Raw genomic sequence first — 18535 nt, forward strand, 5'->3', positions numbered from 1 at the left:
CTAATTCTTCGTCACGAGTTCGAAAATCTTGCCATAGGGTGGCTGGATCAGGCGCGAGGGATGCCAGACCGGCGCCTCGAACACGCTGCGCGCATGGGTGAAGGTCTCAAATCCGGACTCACCGTGGTATGCGCCGTAGCCTGACGCACCGACGCCGCCGAAGGGCAGATCCTCAACCGAATAGTGGAGCATGGTGTTATTGACCACGGCGCCACCGGAGATCGTACCCTCGAGTACTTTGCGGGCGGTCTGTTTGCTCCTTGAATAGACGTAAAGTGCCAGCGGGCGGTCCTTGGCATTGACGCGTTTCATGGCGTCCTCCAGCCCGTCATGCTCCAGCACCGGCAGGATCGGGCCGAATATTTCCTCCTGCATCAGTTTCGAGTCTTCCGGCGGGTTGAGCACGATGGTCGGTGCGATCTTGCGCACATTGCCGGGCTCCCCGCCCCGAGCCTGAAGAATCTCGGCGCCACCGTTGCGGGCTTCCTCGATCATGCCGTTGAGGCGCTCATAATGCTTGTCCGAGACGACAGCCGTGTAGTCCTCGTCCGTTGCCCAGTCCGGATAGGCCTTTTCGACGCGGGCGATGGTGCTTTCGGCGACGGCACGCGCCTTTCCCTGCGGCGCCAGCACATAGTCCGGCGCGATGCAGGTCTGGCCGGCATTCATGAATTTGCCGAAAGCCAGGGTCTCGCCGGCTTTGTCCGCCGGGAAGTCGTCGGCCATGATAACAGGCGACTTGCCGCCCAGTTCAAGCGTGGCGGGCGTGAGATTCTCGGCGGCCGCCTTCGCCACCAGCCGGCCGACATGGGTCGAGCCGGTGTAGAGCAAATGGTCGAAGGGGATCCGGGTGAAGGCTTCGCCGACCTCCGGACCGCCCGGGAAGACGGCGACATGGGTCTCGTCGAACTCTTCCGCGAGCATGGTTTGCATCAGCGCCGACATGCTGGGCGTGAACTCGGACGGCTTCAGCATCACACGGCAGCCCGCTGCCAACGCTGCAAGGATTGGCGAAAAAGCCAGCTGGTAAGGGTAATTCCATGGCGAGATGATACCCGCCACGCCCTTGGGTTCGCGGCGGATGTAAGCCTTGCCGGGCTTCAGGTTGCCGGGAACGCTGACTTTTTCCGGCTGCATCCAGCTCCAGAGGTGGCGCCGTGTGTGCTTGGCTGCGGTCGCCATGTAAGCGATTTCCGTTAGCTGGGTCTCGCACCGCGATCGCACGCCGAAATCGGCTGCGGCCGCATCCTTGATGGCGTCCGCATGTTTTTTCGTCAGCGCGGCAATTGCGTCGACATCGCGCAAGCGGTCGCGATAACTGCGGTGGCGTTCGGCCTCGAAAGCCGTTTTCTGCGCCTTGAAAAGGCGGCCCATGCGTTCGATCTGCTCTGAATCGCTCATCTTTTCTTCCTTCAGGCGTCTTCTCGGATCATTTCACCGGCCTTGTCCGCCAGCATCATGGTTGGCGCATTGGTGTTACCGCCCACGAGGCGCGGCATGGCGGAGGCGTCAACGACACGCAGGCCGGAGACGCCGCGCACCCGGCATCGCGCATCCAGAACAGCCAGTTCGCCGGTCCCGATTACACAGGTCGAGGTCGGGTGATACAGGGTCTCGGCACGTTGACGGATGTCCGCGACGAGGTCGTCGCGGCTCCCGGATTGCTGCGGATGGACCCATTCGACGAATTCGTCCCGGAATGCGGGTGCTTTCAGGATCTCGACGATTTTTTCGTAGCCATCGGTCAAGGCCGTGAGATCCATGTCGCTGTCGAGATAATTGGGGTCGATGGCCGGGTAGTCGGCCGGATCGTCGCTTGTGATCCGGATCTCGCCACGGCTTTCGGGATAGAGATGGCAGACATGCAGCGTCATGCCATGGCCCATCTTGGTCTCTTTCCCGTGATTCAGCGAATAGCCCGGAATGAAGACCAGCTGAAGATCCGGGATGTTGCCGGCAACGGAAGACGAGATAAAAGCGCCGCCCTGCACCGGAATGACGGTGAAATCGCCATCGCCGCGGATCATCCATCGCAAAACGTCATACATGTTCTTCGGAAAGCGTTGCAGCGACAATCCGATGGCTTCTGCAGTCCTCACCGTGGCGACTGCCGCGACATCGAGATGGTCCTGTAGGTTGCGCCCTACGCCTGGCAAGTCGATTTCCGGCGAGACGCCGGCGGCGCGCAACCAGTCCGGATCACCAATGCCGGACAATTGCAGCAATTGCGGCGAATTGATCGCGCCGCCGGAGAGGATCACCTCTTTGCGAGCGGTCAGTTCGACGACCTCGTCGGCAATGGCCGCGACGATGCCCGTCGCCTTGCCGTTTTCCAGCCTGACGCGATGACCGAGCGCTTCGGTCAGGACCGTGAGATTGCCGCGTTCCATGGCTGGCCGCAGGAAGGCGTCCGCGGCGCTCCAGCGCCGTGGCCCGTTCATGGTCACCTGGTATGGCCCGAACCCATATTGCTGCGGTCCGTTGAAATCGTCATTGCCGGGATATTGCAGTTCGCCACCGGCCTGCAGGAATAGCTTGGTCAGCGGATTTAGCTTGGGGATGGACTGGACATGCAGGGGCCCGTCATTGCCGTGAAGCGGGCCGTTGAACGTGTCGTTATTCTCGTGCTTGCGGAACCGGTCCAGAGCATCAGGCCAGTTCCAGGACGGATCGCCTGCCAGTTCGCCCCACTCGTCGAAATTCTCCCTCGCGCCGCGCATGTAATGCATGGCGTTGATGGAGGATGACCCGCCAAGCGTCTTGCCGCGCGGCCAGAACAGGCGCCGATCGTTCAGGCGAGACTGCGGTTCGGTCTCGTAGGACCAGTTGAATGGTCCGCCGGACACCACTTCCTTCAGCAGCATGGGTGTGCGGATATGGGGATGATTGTCGCTCTTGCCGGCCTCGAGAATGCAGACCGTGATATCGCGGTCGCGGGTCAGCTGCTCGGCAACAACGCAGCCTGCGGAACCGGCGCCGACAATGATGTAGTCAAACTCGGTCGCGTGCGCCGCCATCATTCCTCTCCCGCGACCGTTGCCGCGATCGCGCGGAAGGCAGCGAAAGTCTCGCCGGTCCGTACGCCCCATTGCGGGTCGGCAGCGAGCCGCGCGATGACGATGTTGCGCGATGGATCGACCCAGATGTACTGACCGTAAATTCCGGCCGCGAAGAATTCGCCGCGATCGGTTTCGGGGAACCAGAAGTGCAGGCCGTAGCCACGCAGCGGATAGGTCGCGTCGGCTTCCTGGAAGGGCGCGTTGGCTTGCGTGGCCTGTTCGACCCAGCCTTCGGGCAGCAAACGTTCGCCCTCCCATACTCCGTCCTGCAGATACCATTGCCCGAAGCGGGCATAATCCACGGGCCGGGCATTGAGACAGCAATAGCCGAGCGCGACACCGCTCTCTCCGGGGACGTTCTGGTTCCAGTAGGCCTGACCCTCCATGCCCAGCGGGGTCCAGATCTTCTGCTGCACGATTTCGTGCAAGGGCTGGTCGTAAATGCTGCGCAGCACGGCGGAGAGAATGTGGGTCGCCGAAGAGATGTAGTCGAGCTCTGTGCCGGCCTCGGTTTCGCGCTCGAAATCAAGCAGGGCTTCATCGATATCGGACCCGAAAACGAAGGGATCACGGAACAGGACGCCGATATCGGAATCGGGATCGTCATAATCCTCGATGAAATCGATCCCGGTCGACATCATAAGCAAGTGGCGCAACGATGTTTCGCCAAAGGCAGACCCTTCGAACTGCGGCGCGAATTCCTGCGCGAGCTGGTCGAGGCTGTCGATATGACCCTCGCGCATAGCAATCGCGATCAGGCTGGCTACGAAACTCTTGGCGACCGACCATGATGTTGGCCGACTTTCGGCGTCGGCGCCGTTGAGATAGCGCTCGTGCACGATGATTCCGTCCCGCATCACGATCAGGCCAAGGGAATTGGAATCTTCCAGATATTGCTCCAGCGATCGGGTCTCGCCATCGAAGTCGTAGGAAACCTGCAGCGGCCCGAGCGCCCGTGGCAGCGGGGCAGGGCGGTCCGCTTCAATATTCGCGTGCGGGAAATAGGATGACATGCCGAGCGAGACGTCGACGATATTGTCAGGGTCGAAAGCTTCCGCAACGCGGGACGGAGAATAATCCGACCACGGGCGATAATACCACGCTGCAGCAATCATGGCGAAAATGACTGCGATGAGCAGAACGCCGCCCATTATCCTGTAAACGATGTTCACTGGATTTCCCCCCTGTTAACCCCGATCGTGAACATCACGCGGGCGCGATTTGCGATTCAAGTGCTCGCCTGTTGCGCGTTCGCTACTGACAAGCGCTTCGAAGTTTGGTCTAGTAGGGGCAATAAAAGCTCACGTCGCAAGTGAAACGCGACGATCCAGGGGGAGAAATATGCAGAAGTCGTTCCGTAAACTTGCTATGGGCTCATCGGCCTTGGCATTCGCTGTGATTGCGGCTGCGCCCGTTTATTCGCAGGTCGATACCATCACTGTTACGGCCCAGCGCCGTGAAACCACGCTGCAGGATACGCCGGTCGCTGTTACCGCGGTTCAGGGCGATGTTCTTGAACAAGCGCAACTGCGCGATGTCAGGGATCTCCAGACGCTCGTTCCGTCTCTGGGTGTGACCACCAACGCGTCATCGTCGAACACGACTTTCGCGATCCGCTCGATCGGCTCGTCGACCTTCAACTGGGGTATCGAGCCGTCGGTCGGCGTGTTCGTGGACGGCGTTTACCGCTCGCGGAACGGCGCTTCGATCAACGACTTCCTCGGTGTTCAGCGCGTCGAAGTGCTGCGCGGTCCGCAGTCGACCCTATACGGAAAGAACACGTCGGCTGGCGTGATCAGCTTCATCACCGAATCACCGGCGGACGAATTGGGTGCAGAAATCGAGCTGACGCTGGGCGAGTACAACCAGCGTACGTTGCGCGGCATGGTCACCGGCCCGCTCGGCAATCACATCGCAGGCCGTCTCGACTTCAACATTAACCAGCGCGACGGCTTCATCACCAATGTTTCCGACGGGCGCGACGTCAATGAGCGCGACCGCTGGGGCTGGCGCGGTCAACTGCTGTTCGAGCCAAGCGACCGGCTTTCGCTGCGCGTTATCGCCGACCAGAGCTTCATCGACGAAAATTGCTGCGCCGCGCCGTTCACACTGGTGTCGCCGGGCAATGCCGGCGCGTTCGCCATTCTCGGTGTGACGCAACTGCCGGTGAATCCGTTCTCCGGCCAGGTGGCGATCGATGGCAGCGTTCTGTCAGTCGTGGAGACCGGCGGGTTATCGGCCGAGCTGACCTACGAGCTCGATGGCGCGACCTTCACCTCGCTGACCTCGTATCGCGCTTATGACGAAGAACAGGACATCGACCCGGACTGGGTGGACCAGCCGTTCAACCAGCGTCGTTTCCTCGACCAGGACTACCAGACAACGACCCAGGAATTCCGCCTGACGTCGACAGGTGCCCGTACGGTTGACTACATGTTCGGTGCGTATTTCTTCCACCAGAACCTGAACACGACCAACCACACGCGCCAGGGGCCGCTCCTGCGGCCGTTCGGGGATTTGTTCTCCGATCTGGATGGCAATCCGTTCACACCGGGCAGCGCGATCGACCTCGTCGAAGGTCTGTGTAACGGACCGTCCGGTCCGTTCATCGGTGGTTGTGTGCCGGGGCAATACCTCGCGGCCGGATCGGGACAGACGTCGAGCTTCTATCAGAACAACGACACGTTCGCGCTGTTCGGTCAGCTGGACTGGCACGTCAACGACCGTCTGACCCTTACCGGCGGTCTGCGTTACACGAATGACGAAAAGGATGCGCGCAGCGACATTAATATCGATGATCCGTTCGCCGCTCTGGATTTCGTGCAGATCGGTTTCAATGCACTGATATTCCCGGGTGCCTTCACGGCCGCTACGGGACTGCCGTTCACGCCAGCAAATGTGGCCTTCGTCCAGCAGAACAATCCGCAGGCATTCGCCCAGATTGTTGCCGGGGCGCAGGCGGCTGCCGTGGACCCGAACATCAACAGCTTGCTGGGGCTAGGCGCTCTGCAATTCTTCCCGCCGGCGCCGAACTTCAACGACTCGCGGTCGGATTCAGCCTGGACGGGAACGTTCATCGCGGCCTACGACATGAATGACAACGTCAATATCTACGCGTCCTATTCGCGTGGTTTCAAAGGTGGCGGTTATGCGCTCGACTCGGCTGCCGCTCGCGTTGGCAGCTTCACCTTTGACCCGGAGACGGTGTCGGCCTGGGAAGCCGGCCTCAAGATCCAGACCGGCGAGTTCATTCTGAACACCGCGGTCTTCCGTCAGAACATCGAGGACTTCCAGACCAATGTGTTCACCGGATCGTCCTTCGTTCCGGACAATGCCGGCGAGATCCAGGTCAGCGGTATCGAGATCGAAACGCTTTTCCAGCCGACCGAACGCCTGACCCTGACCGGTGGCGTGACCTGGTTGTGGGATGACAAGTATGTCTCCTTCGCCAACGGTCCGTGCCCGGTGTCCGACACCTCGAACTGCGTGTTCCGTGCGAGCGCAACCTCGCCGGCGCTTGTTCCGGTGCAGGACCTGTCCGGCGCCAATCGCGGCAGTGCAGAAGTGACCGGCAATGTAACGGCGCTCTACGTGCAGCCTGTGTCAAACTCGATGGAAGCGTTCTTCCGCGGTGAGGTGTACTTCATCGACGACCGTTTCCTGACGACCCAGCTGGACCCGCTGCAAGTTCAGGACGGATTCTACTTGCTTAATGGCAGCATCGGGCTGGGTGCGGATGACGGATCCTGGGAATTCCAGGTCTGGGCCCGCAACATTCTGGACGAGGAGTATCTCCAAGGCTCCTTCGACTCGACCCTGCCGGGGAATATCAACGGCTATCCTGGCGATCCGCGGACCTGGGGTGTTACACTCCGGGCACGCCGCTAGGGCCTTGCCTGCGACATCATGAAGAGGGCGGAGGTCTTGCCTCCGCCCTTTTTTCATGGCCCATCTGAAGCGCATGACGACACTCATCATTCTCGGCGCGTCTGCCGCTGCCATTCTTGCCCTGGTCGGATTGAATGCCTGGCTGGGAGGATGGACGCCTTCAAAAATCGAATCGCTGGATGCCGCGCTGGCGCGGCTGGAGTCGGACTATCTGCATCTTTCGGTGGGCGAGGTGTTTCTTTCCGAGGACCGGCGGGCAGTATTGGTCGAGGACCGCAACTCAGACCGGACAGGGCTGGTCGTTGCACAAGGCGATATCCTGGTGACGCGGCTGGTGTGTCCTGACGAGCTTGCAAAGGCCGAACCGGACGGTGCCAGTCTCGCGCTCCGGTTTCGGGATTTCACATTTCCGGCGGTGCGGATAGATATGGGTGAAGCCGAAACCGCGCGACGCTGGGCGCGGCGACTGACCGGCCTGACTGACGGAAGTGGCTGACATGGACCTGTTTGATCCCATCCAGATCGCGATCCCCTTCTTCGTTCTGCTGATCGTCGCGGAACTCATTTTCGCGCGGCAAACGGGGAAAGCCCGTTTCGAACCCCGCGATTCCGGAGCGAGCCTTGCCATGGGGCTGGGCAATACGGTCGCCGGTGTCGTTTTCGCCGGCGTCGGCGCAGCGTGGTACGGCTTCATCGAGAACCTCGCCGTATTTGATTTCGGCTGGGCCTGGTATGTCTGGATCGCCTGCTTTGTGCTGGACGATTTTGTCTATTACTGGTCGCATCGTTTTGCGCACACGGTGCGCTGGTTCTGGGCCGACCATGTCACGCACCATTCGTCTCAACACTACAATCTGACGACGGCGCTGCGGCAGCCTTGGTTCAACATATTTACGCTGAAATTCATCTGGTTCGGTTCCTGGATGATCCTGCTCGGCTTCCCGCCAGCCATGGTGGCGTTCTGTGGCGCACTCAATCTTATCTACCAGTTCTGGATCCATACCGAAGCAATCGGCCGCCTGCCGGGGCCGGTCGAAGCGGTGATGAATACGCCCTCTCACCATCGCGTGCATCATGCGACCAATGCGGTCTATCTCGACCGGAATTACGCTGGCGTTTTCATCGTCTGGGACCGGCTGTTCGGAACCTTCCAGGCAGAGCTCGACGAAGAGCCCTGCCGTTACGGTATCATCCGCAATCTGGGGACCTACAACCCGCTGCGCATTGCCGTGCATGAATGGTGGGGGATCGCCAAGGACGTCGCATCGGCGCGTTCGATCAAGCACGCGATCGCCTATGTGATCGCGCCGCCGGGCTGGTCGCCGGACGGATCGCGCCTGACAACCAAGGCGATCAAGCGCGAGGCGGGAGTGGAAAAGCCCGTTCGATCCATGGATGAGGCACGACCATTGGCGTCACCGGCCGAATAGGCCTGTCTTGCCAATCCGGCGAAATTCCCTCACTCTGCGATTAGTGAACAGCGTTTACTTAAACCCGCGCTGACGCTGACCGGGGAGTGAGATATGAGCCTGCGCGAACTTTATCCGATGCCGGATATCGATCCGATCTGGACCGTACCGCAAGAATTCGATGCCGTTTTCGACTGGGAATTCGACGAGGGGCGGCAATCCCTCATGCACCTCTACCAGAAGGGCAAGGACATGCAGTGGGATGCGGTCAACCGCATCGACTGGTCGCAGGAGCTGGACCCGGAAAACCCGATGGAATTGCCGCCTGAAGTCGGTGGGCTCTACGGCTCACCGATCTGGGAGAAGATGAGCGAGAAGGAACGCAACGAGCTCATGCGGCACTCGCAATCCTGGAACATCTCGCAATTCCTGCAGGGAGAACAGGCTGCCCTGTTGTGCGCTGCGAAAATCGTGCAGCAAGTTCCGGATCTCGACGCGAAATTCTATGCCGCCACGCAGGTCATGGACGAAGCGCGGCACGTGGAGGCCTACCGCCTGCTGCTGAAGAAGTTCGAAGTCGCCTACCCCATGACCTCGCCGCTGCAGGAGCTTGTCGACCAGGCGCTGCGCGACAGCCGCTGGGACATGACCTATCTGGCGATGCAGGTCGTAATCGAGGGATTGGCGCTGGCCGCATTCGGTGCGATCCGCGACATGGCTCAGAACCCGTTGGCGCGCATGGTGAACGCCTATGTCATGGAAGATGAAGCGCGCCATGTCGCTTTCGGCAGGATTTCCTTGCGGGATTATTATCCGCAATTGACGCAGGCCGAACGTGACGAACGCGAGGAATTCCTGACCGAGGCGTGCTGGCTGATGCGCGGGCGAATGACGGATGCGCGGGAAGTTTACCGAGCCCTTGATCTGCCCGAGGAAGAGTGTGTTCAGTATTCCGAGAATTCGGAGATCACGCAGCATTATCGGTCAATGCTGTTCCAGCGGATTGTTCCGATCGTGAAGGATATCGGGATTTTCGGGAATGGCATTCAGCGTACGTTCGAGGAAATGGGCGTCCTCGGTTACGCCGAACTGGACCCGGAAGAATTGCAGAAAGACGATGAGGCGAAGGCCAAGGAGTTCGATGCACGACGGGCGTATGTCGAGGCCGTTGCCAAGGCAGGCGGAGACGGCAATGTCACGGCCGTCGGTCACGCCGAATAGGGCGTATTGAATGGTCCAGGATCAGCCAGTCTGGCTGACCACGCCCGACGGGCTTCGTCTCTTCGGTCGGCATTACCCGTCAGATCCGGATCGCCCGCTATGCGTCTGCCTGCATGGTCTGACCCGGAATTCACGCGATTTCGACGGGTTTGCGCCGCTTCTCGCCGCGCAGGGCTATCCGGTGCTGGCGCTTGATATGCGCGGGCGCGGTGAGAGCGCCTATGCCGAAGACCCGGCCGACTACCAGATCGATACCTATGTCTCCGATTGCCTCGCCTGGCTGGATTTTATGAATACCGAACGTGCCGTATGGATCGGCTCCTCGATGGGTGGCCATATCGCAATGGTGCTCGGCGCGGCTCATCCAGACCGTGTCGCCGGGCTCATACTCAATGACATTGCCCCAGAGGTCGACCGGAAGGGCGTGGAAAACATCGCCAGGATTGCCGGAAAGGGGGGGGCGATCCGGTCGTGGGCAGATGCCGCGCGGCGCTGCCGTGATGTGAACGCACATGTTTACCCCGACGAAGGCAGCGATGCGTTCTGGCTGGAATTTGCGCGCCGGACCCACCGTCAGACCGGCCCCGAATCTTTTCGTTCCGACTACGACCCGGCCGTATTGAGCCAGCTTGGAGCCGATTCCAAGGCGGATGAAAGGTGGATTGCCTTCGATCTGTTGCGTGAAATCCCCACTTTACTGGTACGCGGGGAACTGTCCGAGCTCGTGACGCGCGAAATCGCTGAGCAGATGCACATGCGTAAGGCGAATCTCGATTCCATTGAGGTGCCGCGAACGGGACACACACCCCTGTTGACCGAAGAAATCGCGTTTAAGGCGATCTCGGACTGGCTTGCGTTTCAGGAATTCGCGTAACACGAGAAAACACCGTCTGAAGTTCGCCAGATTTGGTGAATTCATTAAATTTGCCTTAACTTGACGGCCATCCAAGGTTACACTCCGACCCATCGAATTTGTTCTTTTGGGGGGATCTCTACTGATGCTTCGTCGTATTCTACTTGGCGGTTCTGCCGTCCTCATCGCTGGATCGGCTGCAGGAGTTGCTGCTGCCGACGACATGTCCTGGTTCCCTTCGGAACCGCCAACGCAAGCCACGCCGGGCGAGTGTTATGCCCGCGTGCGTATCGAACCGGTCTACGAGCCGTATACCGAAACGATCACGTCGTCGGACGCCTACGAGACATATGATGTCGCGCCGCCGCGTCTCGAAGAGCGCGTCGAGGAATACATCTCCCGTGAGGCTGGTGTTCGCTATGTCGTTCACCAACCGGTCTACGAGACGGTCACCGAATCCATTCTGGTCCGGCCCGCCTACACCGAATATGTCGTGCGTCCTGCGGTGCACGAGACGGTCACCGAGCAGATTCTCGTCCGCGAGCCGCGGATGGTCTGGCAGCGTGGCCGCGTTCCCGGTGCTCAGATCACGCGCTACGACCCGGAAACGGGTGAGGTCTGGTGTCTGGTCGAAGAACCGGGTGAATACCGCACCGTGACCCGCAATGTGGTCGTCCAGCCGGCGCGTATCGATGAAATCGAAACGCAGGCCGAATACGGTTCGATCACCCGCGAAGTGATGGTCGAGCCTGGCCGTGTCGAGGAAATTCCGATCCCGGCCGAGTATGACAGCTATGTGATTCAGGTTCTGACCCAGCCGGCATCCGTCGAGAGCCGTACGGTCGAAGGCCGGACGGAAACCGTCACGCGCTATCGCCTGGTCCAGTCCGAGCGTTACGAGTGGCGCATGATGGACTGCGAGGAAATCGAGCTGCCGAACTTCAATGCTCCGAGCGTTGATCGCACGCGCACGCCGATGTCCTACCAGGACCATTCCAACGGCGTCGATTTCGACACCCAGGACAGCACTTATGATGGTGCGGCACAAAGCCGGATCCTCGGTCGTCAGTAAGACTGCCACCGGGCTCGCGCCCGGTCGGAACAAGCGCCCCGTCCGGACGTCCGGGCGGGGCGTTTTTCATGGCTAGCCCTGGGACGTTACAATGCGAACCCGGGAGAGGGTTGCCCGCCCGGTGCGATCGACGGCGCGCACGCTGTAGAAGCCCGGACCGGTCGGCTGCCAGATCGGCTCGCCCGCCGCGTTCAAGGCGACCGGTTCGCCGTCGACAAACCAGCTCAATGCTGTCTCGCCGCGGCCCGCAAGCACATAGCCACGACCATCTGCTTCCATCCAGACTTCAGCGTCGTCTGGCGGGAAGAGGATTTCAGGTGCCGGATCGCGGCGATAGCGCTGCAATGGTTGTGGTGTGTCCCGGTCCAGGAGCCAGGGCGACCGATCTTCCGTGCGCGCCTCAGCACGGGGCAGCAAATCGAACACGTCGAACAGAATCGGCAGTGCTGCATCGCGCCCCGTCTGGCCCGTACGCGGGCGGGCATCGGCGTGGCCGACCCAGACAACAACCGTGTAACCGGCGCCGATACCGGCAGCCCAGGCGTCACGGAATCCCCAGCTGGTCCCCGTCTTGAAGGCAATGGCAGGTGCTTCGCTTGTCAGACTGGCCGGTGCGCGCCCGGCAGGCTGCGGCGCACCGCGCAGGATGGCGAGAATCTCGCGCGCGGATTCGGCGCTCAGAATCTGCATTCCGGGCTCGTCGATCCCGATTGCGCCAACGGTCCAGACCAGGGGCCGCACTTCGCCGTCATTTGCGAGGCCGGCATAAAGCGTCGCGAGGTCGCGGACTGTCAGCCCCGCGCCGCCGAGCGCTATGGCAAGTCCCGTCTCGGTCTCTGCCCGGTCCGCGATGGCGGGAGAGGCGCCAGCGAAGCGCAATCCGGCGGCAAAGCGGCTGGCCCCGACAGCATCGAGTGTCTCGACCGCCGGAACGTTCAGCGAATGCTGCAGGGCTTGTGCAACCGTGACGTCGCCGCGAAAAACCCGGTCGAAATTTTCGGGCATGTAGCTGTCGAAGCGTCGGGGTGCATCGGTGATCCGTGTGTGCGGGGCCGCGAGCCCATCGTCAAAGGCCATGCCGTAGATAAACGGCTTCAAGGTCGATCCCGGCGAGCGGGGACGGTCTGTCAGATCGATCCAGCCGCCGGCAATCCCGCGGCTGGCAGAGCCGACTGCGGCACGAACTGCCCGGGTGTCGTTTTCGACGATCAGGAGTGCAACCTGGACATCCGGTCCGGCGGCTGATGCCGCCGCATGCGCGAGGCGCTCGGCATCGGCCTGGAGCGCGTAATCGAGCGTCGAGACGACGCGAGGCCGGTCCGCCTCCACGGTCAGCCGCAATGTGTCGCTGGCATGCCAGGCGAGGGACGGAAAGTTCTGCCTGTCCGGGACAGGATCATCAGCCGATTCACGCGCTATACCGGCAGCCAACAAACCGTCGCGCGCGAGCCGATCGAGTATCCGAGCGCGACCGCTGCGGGCATTGTCCGGTCGCAGATCGGGACGACGGGCCTCGGGCGCTTGCGGTAGCGCGATCAGCAACGCGATCTGCGCAGGTGTCAGCCGGTCGGGAGGATGGCCGAACCAAGCCCAGCTGGCGGCCGTGACGCCTTCCAGATTGCCGCCATACGGCGTGAGCGTGAGGTAGGTCTCGAGGATTTCCTCCTTCGAGTAGCGATGTTCAAGCTGCAAGGCCCGCCAGCTCTCCATCAGCTTCGAGCCGAGGTTTCTCTGCGGACGCGGCTCGAGCAGGCGCGCGGTCTGCATGGTCAGTGTCGAAGCGCCGGACACGATTTCTCCGGCACGCACGGCGTTGAATGCGGCGCGAAGCACCGCGCGCGGGTCGATGCCCCGATGCGTGTGAAAGCGTTCGTCCTCGATCGCGATCAAGGCATCAATGAAGGCTGGGTCGATTTCCTGCAGATGCGCGGCCAGCCGCCAGCGCCCGTCCTCAACCGGAAAAGCGCGGAATATCTGGCCCCGCGCGTCGGTGACAACGACAGAACGTTCGGCGAGCGCGGGTGGCGGAAAAATCCGGTCAAGCGCCAGCACGCCAAGAATTGCGGCGAGGGCAATACCGCCGCTGCAGACCCAGGCTGTCAGAACCCGGTGCATCAACGTTCCCGGATCACGACCTCGCCGGCCTCAGTGCGTGCGAAGACATCGGTCCGGTACATGTCCTCGACAACCGCGCCGGGCAGGGTGAACCGACCCGGCGTCACCGCCCGCACAGAATAGGCATAGCGCTCGGTTCTGCGGCCGTAGACTTCGGCGGCGGCAACATAGCGGTCGTCGCGTGCTTCCTGCAGGCGCGCACTGTCGATACGGCCCAGCCATCCGTAAACCCCGTTCCCACCGGCTTCGCTCGGCTGGATGATGGCCTCGATTTCGAAGCCGGCTGGCAACAGGTCCGCGATGATCAAGGGCGCGCGCCGCTGTTCCGGATTGACGATTTCGATAGCGACGATCAGGCGGTCGCCCTGCGCGATGTTCGACAGGTCTGCTGGCGTACCATCGGTTTGCCAGATCGTCTTGCTTGCCGAGAGCAGGTTGGCTTCCGGCTCCGGCGCTTCCGCCGGTGTGCCGCGCGCCATGCTGGTCAGCCAGACCGGGTTGTCGGCCACATTCGCAAAAGTCGCGCCGGCGGCGAGCTCGGCCGGTGAAAGCGCATAGCTGCGATCCTCGGTGCGGACCGTGGCAGCGCCTTCGAGTGCTATGTCGACATCGTCGCCATCCTCTGTCAGCGCGTTGGCGGCCAGCAGGAGGAATGCCATCTCCTGTGTCGTCAGATCGTCGATCACCGGGAGTTCAGTGGCAACACGGTCGCCGAGGCGCTGCACGCGTTCGCGGTCACCGGCTTCTGCAGCCAAGGCGAGCACGCCCGCAAGGTCACGCCGCGGCGTCTGGTAATAGTCGCCCGGATTGTTGTAGCCGAGGACTGCCTCGGCAAGATCGAACGCATTCTGGCTGCGCGCGCGGTCGCCAACCATGGCAAGTGCGGCACCGAGATGGGCCCGAGCCAGCGGGCTGTCGATCTCGTCGATCCGGTTGTCATGGAAATAGCGCAGCCGGCCAACATCGACCTGGCCGGCACGTGCCAGAACATAAAAGGCATAAGCCTGGCTGCGATCATTCAGCCGTTGCTGCGTGTCGCGCTGCCAGGGGCCGCGCCGCAAATCGGTATCGTAGCCACCGGCGCGATAGAAATCGCCGCGTGCCACGTGGCCGAGGACCGTGTAGGCGCGTTCCAGTGCAGCGTCCGGCACGTCATAACCAGCGGCATCGGCGCGGGCGAGGAAATCGACGGCATAAGCACCCAGCCAGGCATCAGCATAGCGGTCGCCCATGCGCCATTGGCCGATGGCGCCGTCCGAGCCCTGCCGATTGAGGATCACCTCGACAGTTTCCCGCACCCTCTGCCGGATTTCAGTATCGGGATCGAGCCCGGCGAGCGCGGCCATGTCGCCGGCATAAAGGAGCGGCAGCGCACGGCTGGTTTGCTGTTCGGTGCAGCCGAATGGATAGCGCGACAAATTATCATAGATCGCAGCGGCATCCATCGGGATGGCAGAGAAACTGACCTGGAGTTCGGCGTCACCGGGATTGAAATCCGCCAGCAGGGCCGGGTCGGGCGTCCAGTTTTCATTGGCTGCCAAAGCCGTGCGTGAATAACGCGATTGCGGCATGAAGGCGGAACGCACCTGGATCGGGTAGGTCGAACCGAGCTCTATATCCGGACCAACCACGTCCATGGTCAACCGTGCGATCCCGATGTCGGCAGCCGAAATTCCCACCGCGGCATCGCGGCGCTCTCCCGGTTCCATTGCTGCGCCGTCGCGCGGGGTGTCGAAGCTGACCGGACCTTCGCTAGAGAAAACAGCAACATAGTCACCTGCTTCCCCTTCGACATTGTCGATGGTCAGCGTGGCCTGGGCCTCATCTCCAGGTGACATGAAACGGGGCAGGATCAACTCGGCCGGAACCGGATCGCGGACAGTCAGCGGTTGCGACGCCGCGCCAACGGCAGTGTCCGACCATGCCACGGCCATGAGACGCAGTTCTCCATTGAAGTCAGGGATGTCGATGGAGAGCGTCGCATTGCCATTGCGGTCAAACTCGACGGGCCCGGAAAACAAGGCGACGGTCCGGGTCGGTACGACGGTCAGCCCGGCGCCACCGATCTGGTCGCCGCCGGAACGCACCGGCGCGGCCGCGCCCTGGTTCGGATCAAGGAGGCGGCCATAGTCGTCATAAAGCGAGACGTCGAGTGCGCGCTGGCCAAAGAACCAGTCCATCGGGTCCGGCGACTGGAAGCGCGTCAGTAAAAGAATGCCCTCGTCGACAGCGGCCAGCGTCACGAATGCCTCGCGGGTATTGCGGGAAGCTTCAAGCTGCATGCTTACCGTCTGGTTAGGGCGCACAAGATCTGGCATGTCGAAGCCGAGATCGATCGTTCTATCGGTCGTGTCGACAGGGATGTAGGCAACACCGACGGCGCGGCGCGGGCGTGGCTGGTTCACAGCGTCGCGTGGTGTGTAGACGGTTGTCATCACATACGCGCCGGTGCCCCAGTCCTCGGTCACAGGCAAGGTGAATCCGGTCCCGCCTTCCGGCAGGCTGATGGAATAGCTGGCGATCACGCGATCCGTTGCCACCACGATCTCCGCCTCACCGGCATAAGGCGCCTGCAGGCTGATCTGAGCGGTGTCGCCAATGGCGGGTGCGGTTTCCGGTGTCGCGATCCGGATGCGATCGGGGGCGTCGACGCCATCTTGTGGGACCTGGCCCCAGCCGACCCAGAAGCCATAGCTTGTGGCGGCGCCATCGGGCGCGGTCACCTCGAGGCGGTAATTGCCCCAGTCGAGCGGCGGCGTTTGGATTGTACCGATGTCAGCGCCGGTCTGGATCACGCCGTCTTCGATCGGAACGGTGAAACTTGTCCGCCGCCAGCGCCAGCGGCCACCGCTTTCGCGGTACCAGTCATAGCGATAATCGCGCCGCGTCAGCTGCCATGACAAACGCGCGTCGACCGGATCACCCGCGGCATTGAGCGACACGACGTTGAACCGGGTTTCGGCTTCGCGTTCCGGTCGCCCCTCGAAATCGGGCTGAAGACCGATGTAAAGGTCACGCGGGCGGAAGGGCACGCGTATGTCGTCGCGGACCGGCCGACCGCCGGGCTCTATCGCCGAGACCACGACACGGGCCCGCAGTGGCTGGGTGGCGCCGGCGCCGCGTGTCCCGACCTCAAGACCGAGCACTGCCCGACCCGCGCCGTCTGTAATGGCATCGGGAAGATCATAGGCCAGTTGCTGGAAGGCCTGGTCGTGCAGGCCGAAACGGTAGCGTGTATAGGCATCGAAGGGCGACGGGTCGGGTTCTATCCGGACCTCGCCCTCAACCGGCAATCCGGCACCGGGTGCGCCGTAGAGAAAGCGTACATTGGCTTCGATGGCGCGCGTCTCGCTGGCCGTTAAATGTGTTCCCGTGTCGGCCTCGATATCGAGCTCGATACGCTGCGGTACGAAATCCTCGACCGAGAAGCTGGCGCGACCGATCACACCGATACCGTCGAGTTGCAGCGCGAGACGCCAGATACCCCGCGCCGCGGCTGTGGATATCTCGAAATCATGTTGCAGACCGCCCGCATTTTCGGCGGCGTCAAAGCGATAGCGTCGTGCTTCGATTCCGTTCGGTGCGTAGAGGATCAGGCTGCCGGCACGATCATCGATGGCATTGGCCTCGCGATCACGGATCAACGCTGTGGCGTGCACCGTTTCGCCAGGGCGGTAGATGCCGCGGTCGAGATAAACGAAGGCATCGGCGCCATCCGGCGCGCGCCGGCCACCAATTTCGTGTTCGGAAAGATCGACGGGCGCCCGATTGAAGTCGAGCAGGGCGAAATCGCCATCCGGCCCGTACCCCAGCAACAGGCGCGGCGCGTTGGCGCCGATGCCATTTGTGAGCGGATCGTCGAAACGGATGCGGCCGTCATCGCCGGTTTCGGCGCTGGCCAGGATCTCGTTCGAATTGGCAATGAGCTGGACGGTAACATCCTCAGCCACACGCCCGGTCTGCAGCGAGCGCACGGTTACATCCATGCCGTCGAGCCCGACATAGGACGTCAGGGCCAGGTCGGTGATTACGAACCAACGTTCGGACCGGGCCGGACGGTTCTCTCCTTCATCCACCGTGGCATCGCGCAACCGGATAAAATAGGCACCAGGCTCAAGAACGCCGATGGTCTCGGCCAACGGCATAACGGTAACAACAGGCGCATTCGGTTCGCCGGACGTGTCAATCGTGCCTTGCCAGACCTCGCGGCCAACACCATTGGCGCTCTCTTCTCCATAGAGATTGCCCCACTCATCCTCGGCGGCGGTGAAGCCTTGCGTGATCTGGCGAAAGGCGAGCGCCCGGTCTGTGACCCGGAGAATCTGGATTTCGACCTCGTCGACATTGACCGTTTCGATGGGAATACCGTCGGCGTCGATGCGTGGCAGGATCACGCCATCACCGGAAAAACCGACATAGGCCGGGCGGTCACCGAATTCGACCCGCGCAGTCTCGGTGCTTGCGAGCAGGTCGCCACCCGCCGCCGGCAAGCCTTGCAAAAGGGTGACTTCGGGACTGTCGTCGAATCCGAGCCCGCCCAGACAGAGCGTCGAGCCGTCAATGCGGATTGCGACATTCGCCGGCGGGTCCAGTTCGACGTAGGGGCCGTAATCGACACCGGGATCAAGTGCCTGGGAGAAGACAAAACAGGCCGCTGGCTGCGCGGCCGAGACGTCGATACGGTAGCGGAGAAACTCGAACCGATCCGGATATTCCGGCTCCGGCCGTGGCGCGTCTGCGGACCGGTCGGCAAGTTCAATGCCTTCTCGCGACACCTCTCCGGCTGGCCCGTCACTCTGCGAACACGCGGCAATTCCAAGCGCCAGCATAGCCGCGAGTACCGCGAAGCCGATGGTCCGTTGTGCCATGATTGTCTCCCTGTCCCTTCCCCGAGTGCCCACCATCTCACGAGTGCAAG

11 protein-coding genes are annotated in these 18535 nt (G+C 61.9%); 6 read left to right on the top strand and 5 right to left on the bottom strand.

Annotated features, from left to right (window positions below; genetic code table 11):
• Genes ACOOFN_RS09265 through ACOOFN_RS09275 form a run of 3 tightly spaced genes read right to left on the bottom strand, consistent with a single transcriptional unit; the run spans position 1 to position 4231 of the window.
• Positions 1-1401 carry a coniferyl aldehyde dehydrogenase gene (locus tag ACOOFN_RS09265; RefSeq protein WP_420430865.1) on the bottom strand — a complete coding sequence of 467 codons (1401 nt, stop codon included), beginning with the start codon at positions 1399-1401 and terminating at the stop codon, positions 1-3.
• Between the two features lie 11 nt (positions 1402-1412).
• Positions 1413-3020: a GMC family oxidoreductase gene (locus ACOOFN_RS09270; protein ID WP_420430866.1), complete on the bottom strand. Its 1608-nt coding sequence runs from the start codon at positions 3018-3020 to the stop codon at positions 1413-1415.
• Positions 3017-4231 (bottom strand): serine hydrolase domain-containing protein, encoded by a 1215-nt coding sequence (locus ACOOFN_RS09275; protein WP_420430867.1) that lies wholly within the window; start codon positions 4229-4231, stop codon positions 3017-3019. The genes ACOOFN_RS09270 and ACOOFN_RS09275 overlap by 4 nt, the downstream gene beginning before the upstream one ends.
• A gap of 169 nt (positions 4232-4400) precedes the next feature.
• On the opposite strand from ACOOFN_RS09275, the gene ACOOFN_RS09280 reads away from it, so the two are divergent.
• The 6 genes from ACOOFN_RS09280 to ACOOFN_RS09305 all read left to right on the top strand — a co-directional run bounded on the left by ACOOFN_RS09280 (position 4401) and on the right by ACOOFN_RS09305 (position 11502).
• Complete coding sequence (locus ACOOFN_RS09280) at positions 4401-6947, top strand: TonB-dependent receptor (protein ID WP_420430868.1); 2547 nt, start codon at positions 4401-4403, stop codon at positions 6945-6947.
• Positions 6948-7002: 55 nt separating this feature from the next.
• Entirely contained in the window at positions 7003-7443 is a 441-nt protein-coding gene (locus ACOOFN_RS09285) for a hypothetical protein (RefSeq protein WP_420430869.1), read from the top strand.
• Between the two features lies 1 nt (position 7444).
• On the top strand, positions 7445-8377 hold the full coding sequence (locus ACOOFN_RS09290) for a sterol desaturase family protein (RefSeq protein ID WP_420430870.1): 933 nt from the start codon (positions 7445-7447) through the stop codon (positions 8375-8377).
• Between the two features lie 93 nt (positions 8378-8470).
• A complete protein-coding gene (locus tag ACOOFN_RS09295) occupies positions 8471-9577 on the top strand; it encodes a ferritin-like domain-containing protein (RefSeq protein ID WP_420430871.1) in 1107 nt (368 codons plus the stop codon).
• A 10-nt stretch (positions 9578-9587) separates the two neighbouring features.
• Positions 9588-10451, top strand: a complete 864-nt coding sequence (locus tag ACOOFN_RS09300) for an alpha/beta fold hydrolase (protein WP_420430872.1) — start codon at positions 9588-9590, stop codon at positions 10449-10451.
• 124 nt (positions 10452-10575) lie between these two features.
• The gene (locus tag ACOOFN_RS09305) at positions 10576-11502 is read left to right on the top strand and encodes a hypothetical protein (RefSeq protein WP_420430873.1); all 927 of its coding nucleotides are present in this window, start codon (positions 10576-10578) and stop codon (positions 11500-11502) included.
• A 72-nt stretch (positions 11503-11574) separates the two neighbouring features.
• Here the strand turns inward: ACOOFN_RS09305 and pbpC are convergent, their stop codons facing one another.
• Complete coding sequence (gene pbpC / locus ACOOFN_RS09310; RefSeq protein WP_420430874.1) at positions 11575-13617, bottom strand: penicillin-binding protein 1C; 2043 nt, start codon at positions 13615-13617, stop codon at positions 11575-11577.
• On the bottom strand, positions 13617-18485 hold the full coding sequence (locus ACOOFN_RS09315; RefSeq protein WP_420430875.1) for an alpha-2-macroglobulin family protein: 4869 nt from the start codon (positions 18483-18485) through the stop codon (positions 13617-13619). The genes pbpC and ACOOFN_RS09315 overlap by 1 nt, the downstream gene beginning before the upstream one ends.
• Between the last annotated feature and the right edge of the window lie 50 nt (positions 18486-18535).

It is taken from the genome of Hyphobacterium sp., from assembly GCF_965217055.1.
GTDB lineage: Bacteria > Pseudomonadota > Alphaproteobacteria > Caulobacterales > Maricaulaceae > Hyphobacterium.